This is a genomic window from Blastomonas ursincola (assembly GCF_013607875.1).
GTDB classification, from domain to species: domain Bacteria; phylum Pseudomonadota; class Alphaproteobacteria; order Sphingomonadales; family Sphingomonadaceae; genus Blastomonas; species Blastomonas ursincola.
In genome coordinates, this window is record NZ_VDES01000003.1 from 255,741 (window position 1) to 271,654 (window position 15,914).

At 65.1% G+C, this 15,914-nt stretch carries 15 protein-coding genes; 8 read left to right on the plus strand and 7 right to left on the minus strand.

What is annotated here, in order from left to right; genetic code table 11:
- Nucleotides 1-22 precede the first annotated feature (22 nt).
- Both FG486_RS15075 and FG486_RS15080 read right to left on the minus strand, forming a co-directional pair.
- Entirely contained in the window at nt 23-1,195 is a 1,173-nt protein-coding gene (locus FG486_RS15075) for a carboxynorspermidine decarboxylase (protein WP_181268150.1), read from the minus strand.
- 136 nt (nt 1,196-1,331) lie between these two features.
- Entirely contained in the window at nt 1,332-2,537 is a 1,206-nt protein-coding gene (locus FG486_RS15080) for a saccharopine dehydrogenase family protein (RefSeq protein WP_066282422.1), read from the minus strand.
- Nucleotides 2,538-2,594: 57 nt separating this feature from the next.
- On the opposite strand from FG486_RS15080, the gene FG486_RS15085 reads away from it, so the two are divergent.
- The 6 genes from FG486_RS15085 (at nt 2,595) to FG486_RS15110 (ending at nt 7,755) form a co-directional block, all read left to right on the plus strand.
- Nucleotides 2,595-3,578 (plus strand): threonine ammonia-lyase, encoded by a 984-nt coding sequence (locus tag FG486_RS15085; RefSeq protein WP_181268151.1) that lies wholly within the window; start codon nt 2,595-2,597, stop codon nt 3,576-3,578.
- A 7-nt stretch (nt 3,579-3,585) separates the two neighbouring features.
- On the plus strand, nt 3,586-4,152 hold the full coding sequence (locus FG486_RS15090) for a sigma-70 family RNA polymerase sigma factor (RefSeq protein ID WP_066282430.1): 567 nt from the start codon (nt 3,586-3,588) through the stop codon (nt 4,150-4,152).
- A gap of 4 nt (nt 4,153-4,156) precedes the next feature.
- Nucleotides 4,157-4,870 carry an anti-sigma factor gene (locus tag FG486_RS15095; RefSeq protein ID WP_181268152.1) on the plus strand — a complete coding sequence of 238 codons (714 nt, stop codon included), beginning with the start codon at nt 4,157-4,159 and terminating at the stop codon, nt 4,868-4,870.
- 227 nt (nt 4,871-5,097) lie between these two features.
- Nucleotides 5,098-5,694, plus strand: a complete 597-nt coding sequence (locus FG486_RS15100; RefSeq protein ID WP_231750151.1) for a fasciclin domain-containing protein — start codon at nt 5,098-5,100, stop codon at nt 5,692-5,694.
- A gap of 188 nt (nt 5,695-5,882) precedes the next feature.
- The gene (locus tag FG486_RS15105; protein ID WP_181268153.1) at nt 5,883-7,100 is read left to right on the plus strand and encodes a BtaA family protein; all 1,218 of its coding nucleotides are present in this window, start codon (nt 5,883-5,885) and stop codon (nt 7,098-7,100) included.
- Nucleotides 7,087-7,755 carry a class I SAM-dependent methyltransferase gene (locus FG486_RS15110; protein ID WP_181268154.1) on the plus strand — a complete coding sequence of 223 codons (669 nt, stop codon included), beginning with the start codon at nt 7,087-7,089 and terminating at the stop codon, nt 7,753-7,755. The genes FG486_RS15105 and FG486_RS15110 overlap by 14 nt, the downstream gene beginning before the upstream one ends.
- Nucleotides 7,756-7,853: 98 nt before the next feature.
- Here FG486_RS15110 and FG486_RS15115 read toward each other — a convergent pair whose 3' ends face one another.
- The 5 genes from FG486_RS15115 to murI all read right to left on the minus strand — a co-directional run bounded on the left by FG486_RS15115 (nt 7,854) and on the right by murI (nt 13,978).
- The gene (locus tag FG486_RS15115; protein WP_181268155.1) at nt 7,854-9,419 is read right to left on the minus strand and encodes a cisplatin damage response ATP-dependent DNA ligase; all 1,566 of its coding nucleotides are present in this window, start codon (nt 9,417-9,419) and stop codon (nt 7,854-7,856) included.
- Nucleotides 9,419-10,423 carry a ligase-associated DNA damage response exonuclease gene (locus FG486_RS15120; protein WP_181268156.1) on the minus strand — a complete coding sequence of 335 codons (1,005 nt, stop codon included), beginning with the start codon at nt 10,421-10,423 and terminating at the stop codon, nt 9,419-9,421. Before FG486_RS15120 ends, FG486_RS15115 begins: the two co-directional genes overlap by 1 nt.
- A gap of 31 nt (nt 10,424-10,454) precedes the next feature.
- Entirely contained in the window at nt 10,455-11,708 is a 1,254-nt protein-coding gene (locus tag FG486_RS15125; protein WP_181268157.1) for a YceI family protein, read from the minus strand.
- 4 nt (nt 11,709-11,712) lie between these two features.
- Complete coding sequence (gene hemA, locus FG486_RS15130; protein WP_181268158.1) at nt 11,713-12,927, minus strand: 5-aminolevulinate synthase; 1,215 nt, start codon at nt 12,925-12,927, stop codon at nt 11,713-11,715.
- Nucleotides 12,928-13,156: 229 nt separating this feature from the next.
- A complete protein-coding gene (gene murI, locus FG486_RS15135) occupies nt 13,157-13,978 on the minus strand; it encodes a glutamate racemase (RefSeq protein ID WP_181268159.1) in 822 nt (273 codons plus the stop codon).
- Between the two features lie 113 nt (nt 13,979-14,091).
- Here murI and plsY point away from each other — a divergent pair, with 113 nt between their 5' ends.
- Together plsY and dprA are read left to right on the plus strand one after the other, a co-directional pair.
- A complete protein-coding gene (plsY, locus tag FG486_RS15140) occupies nt 14,092-14,706 on the plus strand; it encodes a glycerol-3-phosphate 1-O-acyltransferase PlsY (RefSeq protein ID WP_181268160.1) in 615 nt (204 codons plus the stop codon).
- Between the two features lie 10 nt (nt 14,707-14,716).
- Nucleotides 14,717-15,826: a DNA-processing protein DprA gene (dprA, locus tag FG486_RS15145; protein ID WP_181268161.1), complete on the plus strand. Its 1,110-nt coding sequence runs from the start codon at nt 14,717-14,719 to the stop codon at nt 15,824-15,826.
- Nucleotides 15,827-15,914 lie beyond the last annotated feature (88 nt).

Genomic DNA, 15,914 nt, shown 5'->3' on the forward strand with positions numbered 1-15,914 from the left:
GCGGAAAATTGCTACCGAATTGCTAACCCAGCCGGTCGCGGAACGTCTCGTAACCGAACGAGGCAATCTCGCGCAGGCTGTCGTCATCGCTGTTCCACAGCCAGATCGAAGGCAGCGGTACGCCGTTGAAAGTATTGGTTTTCACCATCGAATAATGCGCCTGGTCGAGGAACGCGAAGCGCTGGCCCGGCTCGAGCGGGACGGGCAGGCCATAGTCGCCGATAATGTCCCCGGCGAGGCATGAGGGGCCGCCGAGCCGTATCGGCTGTGCGTCGGACCGTTCGTTCAGCATCGCCGGGCGATAGGGTGCCTCGATCACGTCGGGCATATGACAGGTCGCCGAAATGTCGGTGATTCCCACCTTCATTCCGTTGTCGAAGACATCAAGCAGCTCGCCCACCAGGATGCCGGCATCTAGCGCAACCGCCTCGCCGGGTTCGAGATAGATGTCGCAGCCCGTGCGTGCCTTGACCGCGATCAGGAACTCGACCAGCTCGTCGCGCTGGTAATCGGCGCGGGTGATGTGATGCCCGCCGCCAAAATTCAGCCATTTCAACTGGTTGAAATAGGGTTCGAGCAAGGGTTCCAGCTTGGCCCAGATCTGCTGCAACGGGACCAGGTCCTGCTCGCACAGCGAGTGGAAATGGATGCCGGACACGCCTTCGAGATGCTCGGGGCGCAATTGGTCGATAGGATGGCCGAGGCGGCTATGCGGCTGGCTGGGGTCGTATTTCTCGGTCTCGCCCAGCGGCAGCGCGGGGTTGATGCGCAGGCCGATATCGAAGCTCTGGCCCGCAATGCGCGCTTCTTCGATCAGCGGGGCGAATCGCGCGATCTGGCCGGGGCTGTTGAAGATGACATGGTCGGAGAGCTTGAGGATCTCGCGCAGGTCCTCGGCCTTGTAGCCCGCGCAATAGGTCGCGATCTCGCCATGATAATGGTGCGAAGCGAGCTTCGCCTCCCACAGGCCGGACGAGCAGGTGCCGTCGAGATAGTCGCTGACCACATCGCCCAGTTGCCAGAAGGAGAACGCCTTGAGCGCGGCGAGCATCTTGATGCCCGCCCGGTCGCGCACATCGGCGAGCACCGCCAGATTGCGCCGCACCGCCGCCTCGTCCACGACAAAGGCGGGCGAGGGTACGCGGTTCAGGTCGAAATGCCGAAAGGCACCGGGATCACCGGCCTTGGTTTCCATTGAATGCCTCCCCCTCTCCCCTTGAGGGGAGAGGGCCGGGGAGAGGGGAACACGCTCTCCAGGTTGTCAGACGTTCGAGAGGCCGTAGCCCCTCTCCCAACCCTCTCCCCTGAAAGAGAGAGGGCTTTATGTTGCATCAGAACGCCAGCGGCGCGTCCAGCTCCTTGACCTGCCAGGGCAGGCCGTGCTGGTTGAGCATGTCCATGAACGGATCGGGATCGAACTGTTCCATGTTGAACACGCCTTCGCCCTTCCACGCGCCGGTGAGGATCATCGCTGCGCCGATCATCGCGGGGACGCCGGTGGTGTAGCTCACCGCCTGGTTACCGGTCTCGGCATAGGCATCCTCGTGGTCGCAGATATTGTAGACATAGACCGTCTTTTCCTGGCCGTCCTTCACGCCGGTGGCGATGTCGCCGATATTGGTCTTGCCCTTGGTCGTCTCGCCCAGCGAGGCGGGTTCGGGCAGCACGGCTTTCAGGAACTGCAGCGGAATGATCTCGCGGCCTTCGTACATCACCGGATCGATCCGGGTCATGCCGACATTCTGCAGTACTTCCAGATGCTTGAGATAGGCATCTCCAAAGGTCATCCAGAAGCGGATACGCTTGATCTCGGGATAGTGCTTGGCGAGCGATTCCAGCTCCTCATGGTACATGAGGTACATGTTCTTCTCGCCGACGCCCTCGAAATCGAAAACCTGCTTGTGGCTGAGCGCGGGGCCTTCGACCCATTGCCCATCCGCCCAGTGGCGCGAGGGCGCGGTCACTTCGCGGATGTTGATCTCCGGATTGAAATTGGTCGCGAAATGCTGGCCATGGTCGCCGCCATTGCAGTCGAGAATATCGAGCGTGTCGATCCGGTCGAGCAGATGCTTCTTGATATAGCTCGCGAACACGCTGGTGACGCCGGGATCGAAGCCCGATCCGAGCAGCGCCATCAGGCCTGCGTCCTTGAAGCGGTCGTGATAGGCCCATTGCCAGCCATATTCGAACTTCGCCTCGTCGCGCGGTTCGTAATTGGCGGTGTCCATATAATGCACGCCGGTCTTCAGGCACGCATCCATGATGCTGAGGTCCTGATAGGGCAGGGCGAGATTGCAGACCAGATCGGGCTTCACCTTTTCGATCAGTGCGGCGGTCGCCTCAACATCGTCGGCATCGACCTCGGCCGTCGCGATCTTCACGCCGGTGCGCTTCAGCACCGATTCGGCGATGGCATCGCATTTGGCGATCCGGCGGCTCGCCAGCGTGATCTCGCTGAAAATGCCGGTGTTCATCGCCATCTTGTGCACCGCGACCGAACCCACGCCGCCCGCACCGATCACCAGAATCTTGCCCAAAGTCCGTTTTCCCTTATTGCTGGAATTGCTGTCAGCGGGTGCATATAGAGGCTCTGCATGACAGAACCAAGTGATCCCCTTTCCCCGGACCGCAAACCCAGCCGCGAAGGCATCGAGCGCGCCGCGAAGAAGATCTCCGCGATCCTGCCGCCGACGCCGCTGATGCCCCTGAAGCATGAGGGCATGACCTTGTGGTGCAAGGCCGAGTGCCTGCAGCCGATCGGCGCGTTCAAGATTCGCGGGGCATGGCACCGTCTGTCCGATCTCACCGAAGACGAGCGCGCACGCGGTGTCGTCGCCTTTTCGAGCGGCAACCATGCGCAGGGCGTCGCCTGGGCGGCCAAGCGCCTCGGTATCCGTGCGACGATCGTGATGCCCGCCGATGCGCCAAAGCGGAAAATCGAATCCACCCGCGGCTATGGTGCCGAGGTCATCACCTATGACCGCCGCGCCGAGGACCGCGTCGAGATAGCCAATCGCATCGCCAGCGAAACCGGCGCGGTGGTGGTGCCGAGCTTCGACGATCCGTGGATTATTGAAGGGCAGGGCAGCACCGGGCTGGAGGCGCTGGTGCAGATCATCGCGCAGGCGGGGATCAATCCGCACCGCGTCGTCTCTTGCTGCGGCGGCGGCGGTCTTTCTGCCGGGATCGCACTGGCCATGCCCGGCGCGAAGATGACGATCGTCGAGCCCGAAGGCTGGGACGATATGGGGCAATCGCTGCGCAAGGGCAAGATCGTCCCCGTGCCCGCAGATGCCCCGAACACGGTGTGCGATGCGCTGCAGACCCCGGTGGTCTCGCCGCTGACCTTCGAAATCCTCAAGGAACGCAAGGCCGATGCGGTGAGCGTCTCCGACGAAGAGGTGTTCCGCGCGATGCGCCATGCGCACGAGCGGCTGCGTCTGGTGCTCGAACCCGGCGGCGCGGTCGCGCTTGCGGCGGTGCTCGCCGGCAAGGTCGAGGTCGACGACCGCACCTTGATCATCCTGTCGGGCGGCAATGTCGATCCGGCGCTCTTTTCGCGGGCCCTGGCCTCGTGAGCGCCCGTTGACCCCCGCCAGCCTCGAACGCCGCGCCGATCTGCAGGCCGCGCTGCTGCGGGTGGCCAAGCAGGACCGCGATGCGCTTCGCACGGTCTATGCGATGACGTCGGCGAAACTGCACGGCGTTTGCCTCCGTATCTGCATCGACAGGGGCGCGGCGGAGGACGTATTGCAGAACGTGTATCTGAAGGTGTGGCAGCGTGCCGGGTCGTTCGATCCGGCCAAGGCGAGCGCGATCGCCTGGCTGTGCGCCATCGCACGGAACGCCGCGATCGACTGGCGTAGAAGCCAGCGTTATGAGGACCCGCTGCCTGCCGATCTGGCCGAAACACTGGTCGACGACGATGCCGATCCCTCGGCAGCACTGTCGCAGGACAGCGAGCGGGCACAGATCTACCGCTGTCTCGACGAGCTGGAACCCGCGCGCGCCAGCGCGATCAAGGCGGGATTTTATCAGGGCCTCAGCTATCCCGAGATCGCCGAGGCAATGGACAAGCCGGTGGGGACCGTGAAGAGCTGGATTCGCCGGGGATTGATGCAGTTGAAGGAGTGCCTGTCGCGTGAGCAGTGATGCCATGCCTGACCGGTCTGCCATGGCCGCCGAACTCGCTCTGGGCCTGCTCGAAGGCGCCGAGCGGGCGGAAGCCCTGCGCCTGATGCTCGCCGACCCCGCTTTCGCCGCCGAGGTCGAGGCCTGGCGCGCACGGCTCGCCCCCCTGTACGACGGTTTCGCCGAGACGCCTGCGCCTGCCGGGCTGATAGAGCGGATCGACAGCCTGATCGATGCCGAGCAGGCGGCGGAACGGCCCGCGCCGGTGGTGGCTCCGCTGTCGGCCAAGGCGGGCGGCAATGGCTGGAAGATCGCGACCTTTGCCGCCTCCGCTGTCGCAGCCGTTCTGGCGCTGGCCCTGGTGTTGCCCGGTCCTGCGGTCAAGCAGACGCCGCCTGCCAATCCCGATATGGCGGTGGCGCAGCTCACCGGCCCGATCGAGGGGCTGCTGCTCACCGCGCGCTATGACAGCCGCACCTCGCAGATGCTGGTCCGGGTCGAGGGCATGCCGGTCACCGATACTGAGCCCGAATTGTGGATCGTCCCCAAGGACGGCCAGCCGCGCCGTCTGGGTCGTCTGATGCGCGGCGGGGTCACGCGGATCGAGATTCCCGAAGGGCATCGCAAATTCATCGACCCGCTGAGCAATCTCATCCTGACGATGGAACCCAAGGTGCTGCCCGATCCCGACAAGCCGAGCGCGCCGACCGTGGCGCAGGGCCGCCTGCAGCGGATTTGATCGCGCTCATCGATAGTCATCTCCATTCGTCATTCCCGCGAACGCGGGAATCCCGCTTTGCGCTGCCGTCGTTGGAAAAGCGGGACGCCCGCCTGCGCGGGCTGACGGAGCAAAAGACCGCAGGTGATCAGCCCCGATTCCACTTTTGTTAATCTCCGCCGCATCCGGCCCTGAACCCGCTCCGTAGCTGCCCCCGTATCCAGACTTCCCCATGAGGATACGGAAAAATGACGGAGAAACAGATGCTCAAGACTCTTGCCCCCAGCCTTCTTGCTGCCACCGCCGCTGCGACGCTTGCGCTCGCCGGCCCTGCCATCGCCAACCACCACAAGAGCGGTGAAGGCCATTCGATGGTTGGTGGCGCCGCAATGTACCCCGCCAAGAACATCGTCGAGAACGCCAGCGCTGCGCCGAACCTCAAGACGCTGGTCGCTGCGGTCAAGGCTGCCGGCTTGGTCGAGACGCTTGCCTCGCCCGGACCGTTCACCGTTTTCGCACCGACCGACGCTGCCTTTGCCAAGTTGCCCGCCGGCACCGTGGAAACGCTGGTAAAGCCCGAGAACAAGGCCACGCTGACCAGCATCCTCACCTATCATGTCGTTGCCGGCAAGGTGACCGCTGCCGATGTCGTCGCGCTCATCAAGAAGGGCGGTGGCAAGGCGCAGATCAAGACCGTGCAGGGTGGAACCCTCACAGCCTCGCTGCAGGGTCAGAATGTCGTCCTGACCGATGCCAAGGGCGGCAAGTCGATCGTGACCCAGACCGATGTCATGCAGAGCAACGGTGTGGTGCACGTGATCGACACCGTGGTGATGCCGGGCTGATCCCCTCCATTTACCTGGCACATCACAGGCCCGCTGGTCCCCCCAGGCCAGCGGGCCTTTTGATTCGGGGGCCCGCGCAAATGTGACAGCGGCTGACGCGGTTCCGTCATGCACGGGTCACGCAACCGTCCTAGCGGCGCGATTGGAACGACCGTTCCACGCAACATGCAGCGAGGGAGATGGGCAGCATGGCCGGACCAGTGCGCAACACCAAGATCGTCGAAGCCGTCACGCAATCGGGAACGACGACCAAGCAGGGGTTTCTCGACCGTGCCTTTGCCTTCGCCTTCAAGGGCCTGGTCTATGCGCAGATCTGGGAAGATCCGGTGGTCGACATGGAGGCGCTGCAGATCCAGCCCGACAGCCGCATCATCACGATCGCCTCGGGCGGCTGCAACGTCCTGTCTTATCTGGTGGCCGATCCCGCCCAGATCATCGCGGTGGACCTGAACACCGCGCATGTCGCCTTGGGCAAGCTCAAGATCGCGGCGGCGAAGCATCTGCCCGATCATGCGCATTTCCACCGCTTCTTCGCCGAAGCCGACAGCAAGCAGAATATCCGCGTCTACAATCACTTCATCCGCCCGCATCTCGACGAAACAAGCCGCCGCTATTGGGAGGGCCGCGATCTTGCCGGGCGCAGGCGGATCGGCGGGTTCGGCAGCGGGTTGTACAAGCGCGGCTTGCTCGGCGGGTTTATCGGCACCGCGCACCTGCTCGCCAGGCTGTACAAGATCGACCTCAAGCGCATGCTCGGCGCGAAGTCGCTCGAAGAGCAGCGCGCGATCTTCGAGCAGCATCTGGCGCCGGTGTTCGACAAGAAGTTCATCCGCTGGCTCACCGATCAGCCGCCTGCATTATTCGGCCTAGGCATCCCGCCCGCGCAGTTCGATGCGCTAGCAGGCGATGAAAAGATGGCCGATGTGCTGCGCAAGCGGCTCGAGAAGCTCGCCTGCGATTTCGCGATCCGTGACAATTATTTCGCCTGGCAGGCGTTCGGACGCGGCTATGGCAAGGGGCCCGACCAGCCGCTGCCGCCCTATCTGCAGGCGCAGCATTACGCCGCCGTGCACGCCCGGGTCGATCGGGTCAGCTTCGAGCATGCCAATTTCGTCGAGCGGTTGCAGGCGAGCGCAGATGCGAGCCTCGATCGCTACATCCTGCTCGATGCGCAGGACTGGATGAGCGACCAGCAGCTCACCACGCTGTGGACCGAGATTACCCGCACTGCCCGGCCTGGCGCGCGCGTGCTGTTCCGCACCGCTGCCGAGCCGAGCCTGCTGCCGGGTCGCATCCCCGATGAACTGCTGGCGCGCTGGGACTATCGCGCAGACGAGTCGCTCGGCTTCACCGCGCGCGATCGGTCGTCGATCTATGGCGGGGTGCACCTCTATGTCCTCAAATGAGGGGGCGGTGCAGCCGCGCAGCCATGCCGAGGCGATGGACGCGATCTACCGGACGCAGCGGCATATCTACGATCTGACGCGCAAATATTATCTGCTTGGGCGAGACCGGTTGATTGCCGATCTGGCGCCGCCGCGCGGCGGCACGGTGCTGGAACTCGGCTGCGGTACCGCGCGCAACCTGATCCTCGCGGCTAGGCGTTATCCCAATGCACGTTTCTTCGGCTTCGACATTTCCGAAGCGATGCTCGAGGCCGCGCGCGAGTCGGTGCGCAAGGCGGGGCTCGAAGGGCGGATTTTCCTGACGCGCGGCGACGCCACCGCGTTCAGCGCGCAGCACCTGTTTGGGCTGCAGGGCTTCGACCGGGTGTTCTGTTCGTACACGCTGTCGATGATCCCGGGCTGGGAGAGGGCCATTGCTGCCGCAGCGGGATCGCTCGCTCCGGGTGGTCGGATGCACATTGTCGATTTCGGCACGCAGGACGAGTTGCCGCGCTGGTTCGCCGCAGGGCTGCATGCGTGGCTGGCGCGCTTTCATGTGACGCCCAGGCGCGATCTCGGGCCGATCGCCCGCAGCATTGCCGAGGACGCTGGGTTGGCGATCGACCACCGCCCGCTCTATCGCGGCTATGCGCAATATGCGGTGATCGGCGGCTAATTTCCCGTCATTCCCGCGAACGCGGGAATCCCGCTTCTGCTCTCGATCGCCGAAAAAGCGGGACCCCCGCTTTCGCGGGGGTGACGGGCAAGGATGGCTTAAGTGATGAACGCCCGCAGGGCCGACACCGTATCCGCTTCTGCCGCCGGCTTGTCGCGCCGCAGCCGCGCGATGCGGGGGAAGCGCATCGCGATGCCCGACTTGTGCCGCTTCGATTCATGGATCGAATCGAATGCCACTTCGAGCACCAGCGACTTTTCGACCTCGCGCACCGGGCCGAAGCGGTTGACCGTGTTCTGCCGGACGAACTTGTCGAGCCACTTCAATTCACTGTCCGAAAAGCCGGAATAGGCCTTGCCGACCGGCACCAGCTCGCCCTCGTCGTTCCAGCAGCCGAAGGTGTAGTCGCTGTAAAAGCTCGACCGCTTGCCGCTGCCGCGCTGGGCATACATCATCACGCAATCGGCGGTCAGCGGATCGCGCTTCCACTTGTACCATAGCCCAACGCGGCGACCGGGGACATAGAGGCTGTCGCGGCGCTTGAGCATCACGCCCTCGATCGCGGCATCGCGCGCGCCGTCGCGGATTCGGCCGAGCTCTGCGAAATCGGCCGCCTCGATGATCTGCGACAGGTCGAACCGATCGGCGGGAAGGGCAGGCAGCTTCGCCTCGAGCCGCGCCCGGCGGACATGCCAGGGCTGGGTGCGCAGGTCCTCGCGGCCGTCGATCAGCAGGTCGTAGAGCCGCACGAACGCCGGAGCCTCTGCCAGCATCTTGGCCGACACCGTCTTGCGACCCAGCCGCTGCTGCAGGGCGTTGAAGCTCGCCGCCTCGCCCATCTGCGCTTCGCCGCGCACCAGCAGCTCGCCATCGAACACGCCTTCGACCGGCATGTGCTGCGCGATATCCGGAAAGGCGAGGGTGATGTCGTCGCCGCCGCGGCTGAACAGTTTCACCTGCTCGCCGATCCGCACGATCTGGATGCGGATGCCGTCCCATTTCCATTCGGCAGCATAATCGGCGAGATCGACTGTGCCGTCCTCGAGCGGATGCGCGAGCATGAACGGGCGGAAATAGGGCGTGCCCTCGGGATCGGGGCGCGGCCCGCCTTCGCCCCAAGCGAACAGGCTGGCATAAGGCGGGGCGAGCGCATGCCACACTTCCTCGACCGCATCGACTTCGAGCCCGAAACCTTGAGCGAACGCGGTCTTGGCGAGCCGCGCCGAGATGCCGACGCGCATCGCGCCGGTGGCGAGCTTGATCAGCGCATAACGGCCATCGCTGTCGAGCCGGTCCATATATTCCGCGAGCAGGGCAGGGGCGCGGGCGCGGCTGACGTTCGCAAAGCTGTCGACCGCATCGGCGAGGCGCAGGTCGTTGCTCGGCGTGCCGGTCTCGGGCCAGATCAGCGCGACGGTCTCGGCCGTATCGCCGACGAAATCGCGGCTCAGGCGGAACAGCTCGGGATCGACCCGCTCCATCGCCATCGCGCGCACCGCCGAGGCCTTGACCGCGGAGAAGTCCGCCTCGCCGGTCAGCGCCGCAAGTGCCCAGCCGCGATCGGGATCGGGCGTGGCCCGCAGATAGTCGGCGATCAGCGCCACCTTGGCATTGCGCGAGCGGGTATAGCCCAGCTGCGTGACGAGCGCGGCAAAGGCGCGCATCAGGCGTCGTCCTCGTCTTCGCGCCCAACCAAAGCGAGCGCGCGCGCGCGAATCTGGTGCAGCTGGCACCAGCGCAGCAGCGCCTCCTCGCGGCCATGCGTGACCCAGACCTCGCGCGGGGCGACATCGCGGATGGTTTGGGTGAGCTCGTCCCAGTCGGCATGGTCGGAGATGATCAGCGGCAGCTCTACCCCGCGCTGACGCGCCCTTGCACGCACCCGCATCCAGCCCGAGGCCATGGCGGTGACCGGATCGGGCAGCCGGCGGCTCCACCTGTCGGCCAGTGCTGAGGGCGGGGCGAGGATGACCCGGCCCATCAGCTCGCTCTTGTCGGTTCCCGCCACGGGCCGCAACTCGCCCAGATTGACGCCATGCTCGCCATAGAGCGCGCACATCTTTTCCAGCGCGCCATGCAGATAGATGGGGTCATGAAAACCGGCGTCACGCAGTTCGGCGATGACACGCTGCGCCTTGCCCAGCGCATAGGCCCCCACCAGCACGCAGCCCTGCGGATGCGCCTCGAGCATGGCGAGCAGCTTGGCGATCTCGTCGGGCGTGGGCGGATGGCGGAAGACGGGCAGGCCGAATGTCGCCTCGGTGATGAAGATGTCGCAGGGGACAAGTTCGAACGGCGCGCAGCTGGGGTCGGGCCGCCGCTTGAAATCGCCGGTGACGACCACGGTCTCGCCCTGATATTCGAGGCGGATCTGCGCCGATCCCAGCACATGGCCCGCCGGATGGAAGGACACGCTGACACCGTTCAGGTCCACCGCATCGCCATAGCCGACCGCATTCTCGCCTGTGTAGCGGCCATAGCGCAGGTTGATGATGTCGAGCGTTTCGGGCGTCGCCCAGACCGAGTCATGCCCGCCGCGCGCATGGTCGGCATGGCCGTGTGTGATCAGCGCGCGCGGGACGGGTCGAGAGGGATCGATCCACGCATCGGCGGGCCGCACATAGATGCCATGGGGAAAGGGTTCGATCCAGTGCGGGGAAGCGGTCATTCGGGCGATATGGAGTCGCCCATGCGCCGGTTCAATCGCGCGCCGTCGCCTGGAGGTCGAAACTCACCGCAACCGGCCCTGCGATTTCGGCGGTGCTGGCATAATCGCCTTGGCCGACCCCGAAGCTGGTGCGGTCGATCGTCGCGGTGCCCTTCGCGCGCGCCTTATCGCCGGTGATATCGAGCGTGAAATTCAGCGGCACCGACTTGCTCACGCCGCGCAGCGTCAGCGTGCCATCGGCGCGATACCGGCTGCCGCCAAGCGCCTTGAACTTGCTGGCCCGGTACGTCGCCTTGGCGAACTTGCCGGTATCGAAGAAATCGCTGCCGGTGAGCGTACCGTCGCGCTGGCCATCGCCGGTATCGACCGAGCCGAGGTCAATGCTGACATCGATCTTCGAGGCGTCGAGCGCCTCGGGCGAGAACAGGATGTTCGCTGTCCAACGCGCGAAGCGGCCATCGACCGGCTCGCCATTCCAGCGCGCGGAAAAACCGAGCGTGCCGCCCTTGGCCACGACCCAGTTGCGCGGCTCGGCATTCGCTTCGTCATCGGTTGCCACGTCTTCGGCTTCTGCCTCTTGGCCTTCAGGTGCGGCGGCAGGTGTCGCGTCCAGCGCCGGTTCCGCGACCGGCGTGGTCGCGACGGCAGCGGGCTTGGCGGCTTGTGCAGCACCCCTGGGATCAATGACATTGCCCAGCACCACCGCGCCCAGCATGATCGCTGCGGCTGTCACCAGCGCACCGATCGCTTTGCCCTGTCCCCCGGGCAGCATCCGCGCGAGGATCGGCGTGCCGAGCAGATACTGGTGCCTCAGCGCCCCTGCGACATGCAGCACCAGCAGCGCGATCGCGATATTGGGCATGAAATGATGGAGGAATTCCGCCGGTTCGCCCCAGCTCGCAGGCACCGGCAGATGCGGCCAGGGGATGGTGCCGAACAGCAGCGTATCGACCTTGATCTTCGAGGTAGATACGATGATCCAGCCGGTCACGGGCGCGGCGATCATGAAGAAATAAAATCCGAAATGGACCAATCCCGACAGCGTCATCGCCCATTTCGGGCCGGGCACCGGGGCAGGGCGCGGCGCGACGAAGCGCCAGCCTAGGCGCAGCACGCTGAGCAGCAGGATCGTGATGCCGACCGACTTGTGCAGTTGATAACGCGCGAACAGGTCCGGTCCGCGCGGCCCTTCGAGCGATTCGGCAAAGACGATTTGGAAAACGAGCGCCGCCGCGATCAGCCAGTGGAGAACGATGGCCCCAAGGCTGTAGCGTTGCGGCAGCATCCGGTCAGGCAGCCTTGCGCAGTTCCAGCCGGTCCCAGATCTCGACCAGCGCGGTGGTAAGGTCGCGCATCATCGCCTCGTCATGGCTGGGCCCGGGTGTGAAGCGCAGTCGCTCGGTGCCGCGCGGCACGGTCGGGAAATTGATCGGCTGCACGTACACGCCATATTCGGCGAGCAGCATATCGCTGATCCGCTTGGCCTTGACCGGATCGCCCACCATCAGCGGGACGATATGCGTGGTGGTGTCCATCACCGGCAGCCCGGCATCGCGGAACAGCTGCTTGAGCGTCGCGGCGGCGGCCTGCTGGCCCTCGCGCTCCTCGCTCGACTGCTTGAGGTGCCGGACGCTTGCCAGCGCACCGGCCACGAGTACGGGCGACAGCGAGGTGGTGAAGATGAAGCCGGGCGCATAGCTGCGGATCACGTCGATGATCTTCTGGTCGGCCGCGATATAGCCGCCCATCACGCCGAAGGCCTTGCCCAGCGTGCCCTCGATGATCGTCAGCCGTGCGGCCGCCTCGTCACGCTCCGAAATGCCGCCGCCATGCGCGCCGTACATGCCGACCGCATGCACCTCGTCGAGATAGGTCAGCGCATTGTACTTGTCGGCCAGGTCGCAGATCGCATGGATCGGCGCGACATCACCATCCATCGAATAGACGCTCTCGAACGCGATCAGCTTGGGCACGTTCGGGTCTTCGGCGGCGAGCAGCTCTTCGAGATGCTCGACATCATTGTGGCGGAAGACGCGCTTCTCGCAGCCCGAATTGCGGATGCCAGCGATCATCGAGGCGTGGTTGAGCTCGTCCGAAAAGATGATGCAGCCCGGCAGGATGCGCGCCAGCGTCGAGAGCGTCGCGTCGTTCGAGACATAGCCCGAGGTGAACAGCAGTGCGCTGTCCTTGCCGTGCAGGCTGGCCAGCTCCTGCTCGAGCTCGATATGATAATGCGTGTTGCCGCCGATATTGCGTGTGCCGCCCGAGCCTGCGCCGACATTGTGCAGCGCCTCTTCCATCGCGGAGATCACCTTGGGATGCTGGCCCATGGCGAGATAATCGTTCGAGCACCAGACGGTGATCGGCTTCGGGCCATTGTGACCATGGAAGCACCGCGCGTTGGGATACGCCCCTTTGTTGCGCAGGATGTCGATAAAGACCCGGTAGCGACCCTCGGCGTGCAGCCGGTCAATCGCCGCTTCGAAAATCTGGTCGTAGTTCACGCAGCCACCCTGGTCCTGACATATGATGTTGCAGCTAGTTGCGCCTCACCCATTTCGCGACCATCTGCGTGCGCATCTGCTGCCGTCTTCATAGCAACTAAATCCCGCAATTCCAGCGATAATGGCTCGCAACTGATGGGACAAAACGTCCTATAGCGTGCGTCGGTTAAGCATTCGCGTGCGCCTCCCGCCAATGGAAAATCGGCGTCAGCTTGATCGTGCGGGTCGATCAGAGGCTTTCGAACGAGGCAAAACCGCGCGCCCTGAGCGCGGGTTCGTAAGCGATGATGGCAGCGGCGGGCCCGGTCGCGACGAAGCGCAGGCCATTGCCCTCGAACCGCTGCTCGCGCGTCAGCCAGGCGATGCGCCGCGCGATCCCGTCCGCGCCGTGCACGAACTGCATGGGGCGCGCAAAGGCGCGGGCGAGTTCATCCTGTACCAGCGGGAAATGGGTGCAGGCGAGCACCACGGTATCGATCGGCACCGCGCGCTCCTGCGAGGTGAGGCCCGCCACCGCGCGATCAAATATCGCAGCATCAGGCTTTTCGCCGCGCAGCTTCATCTCCGCCGCACGCACCAGTTCGGGCGCGCCATAGCGCAGGATCGTGGCGTCGCTGGCAAATTCGCGCGCCAGATTGGTGACATAGGGTTGTCGCACTGTCGCCTCGGTGCCGAGCACGCCGATCACCCGGCTTGCCGAGATCTCGGACGCAGGCTTGATCGCGGGCACCGTCCCCACCACGGGCAGGTCGAGCGCGGCGCGCACCTGGGGCAGCGCAATGGTCGATGCGGTGTTGCAGGCGATGGTGATCAGCCGCGGGCGATAGCGTTCGACCAGCCGCCCGAGCAGCGCGGGCACGCGCGCGCCGATTTCAGCCTCGGTCTTCTCGCCATAAGGCAATCCTGCAAAATCGGCGGCATAAACGATCGGCGCATCGGGCAGCAGCTTGCGCGCCGCATCGAGCACGGTCAGCCCGCCGACGCCGGAATCGAAGAACAGCAAGGGGGCTTTGGGATCGGTCTCGCTCGCGGGCGATGGGCTCTGCGTCATGCCGCACGCTTAGCATTGCCGGGCTTACGATCAACCATGCTTGCCAAAAACGTGCGCCAGCCTATCACGCATGGCACGCGGATGAGCCGCGCGGAAATGGGAACGGGAATGTGATGAGCGATCTGGCGGGCATGGCCGTGGCGACCCTGGGCGCCCTGTTCCTGATGGGTTATCTGCTGGGCTCGATCCCGTTCGGCATCATCCTGACAAGGCTGGCCGGCGCAGGCGATTTGCGCAGCATCGGATCGGGCAATATCGGCGCGACCAACGTGCTGCGCACCGGGCGCAAGGGGCTGGCCGCTGCAACCCTGTTGTTCGATCTGGGCAAGGGCGCGCTCGCCATCGCGATTGCCGAGGCGGTCGCTCCGGGCAGCGGGCCTATCGCCGGGCTTGGCGCTTTCCTCGGCCATTTATATCCGATCTGGCTCAAGTTTGCCGGTGGCAAGGGCGTTGCGACCTTGCTTGGCATCGCGATAGCGCTTTACTGGCCGCTGGGCGTCGTCTTCGCGGCTGTGTGGCTGAGCACCGCCTTCGCCTTTCGCTATTCGTCGCTGGGCGGGATGCTCGCGGCGGCGGCGATGCCGGTGGCGGCCTGGTGGTTTGGCATGGAGCAGGCTCTGTGGGTATTTGTCGTCACCTTGGTGTTCGTGCTGTGGAAGCATCGCGGCAATATCGAGCGGCTGATGGCGGGCACCGAGCCGAAGATCGGCAAATCTTCCGCCGCCTGAGGCCCATCACATGCTGAGCGCCGAGCATCTGGCGCGCATCCGTCTGCTGCGCAGCGAACGCATCGGGCCGATCAGCTTTGCGCAGCTGATGCGCCGCTTCGGCTCTGCGCTCGCCGCCATCGAGGCGCTGCCGGATCTGGTCCAGCGCACTGGCGGGCGTGCACTGCGGATCGCGACATTGGCGCAGGCGGAGCAGGAAGCGCGCCGGGTCGAGGCTGCAGGCGCGCGTTATCTCTTTGCTGACGATGCCGATTATCCCGAGTTGCTGGCGCATATCGACAATGCTCCGCCGATCCTCACCGTTCGTGGCGATACCCGGCTGATGCAGCGACCGAGCATCGCGACGGTCGGCGCGCGCAATGCCTCGGCATCGGCATGCCGATTTGCCCGGCAGATTGCGGGCGAATTGGCAGAGGCCGGGTTCCTCGTGGTTTCGGGGCTGGCGCGCGGCATCGACACGAGCGCGCATGAGGGCGCCTTGCGGATCGCGGGCACAGGCGCCGCCAGCACCGCCGGGGTGATCGCATCGGGCATCGACATCAGCTACCCGCCTGAGAATCGCAACCTGCAGGCCGAAATGGGCGAGCGGGCGCTGGTGATCGCCGAACAGCCGCCCGGCACCGAGCCGCTGGCGCGGCATTTCCCCTATCGCAACCGCATCATTGCCGGAATGGCGACGGGGACGCTGGTCGTCGAGGCCGCGCCCAAATCGGGGTCGTTGATCACCGCCCGGCTCGCGGCCGAGGCCGGGCGCGACGTGATGGCCATTCCCGGATCGCCACTCGATTCGCGCTCGCGCGGCTGCAACGAGCTGATCCGGGGCGGGGCGACCCTGGTCCAGGGTGCCGATGACATAATGGAGCTGGTTTCGCCGATGACCGGTGCCAGGCCGCGGCATGTCGCAACGCCCATCCAAAACTATGCCGCGCAACCGCAGCCCGAGCCCGATGATGCTGCGCGCCGAACGCTGGTCGATCTGCTCGGACGCTCGCCCATCGGCATCGATGAACTCGTGCGCCAGTCGGGGCTGGACAGCGGCGCGGTCCAGATGATCCTGCTCGACCTCGAACTCGGCGGGTTGATCGAACGGCATGCGGCGGGGCGCGTGTCGCTGGTGTGATCGGTTTCACGCCCGCACTGGACGGTCTTGACGAATGCCGATAACGCCGCCCAGCTTACGCGTACACGTGAGAGCTACCGGGAAATTC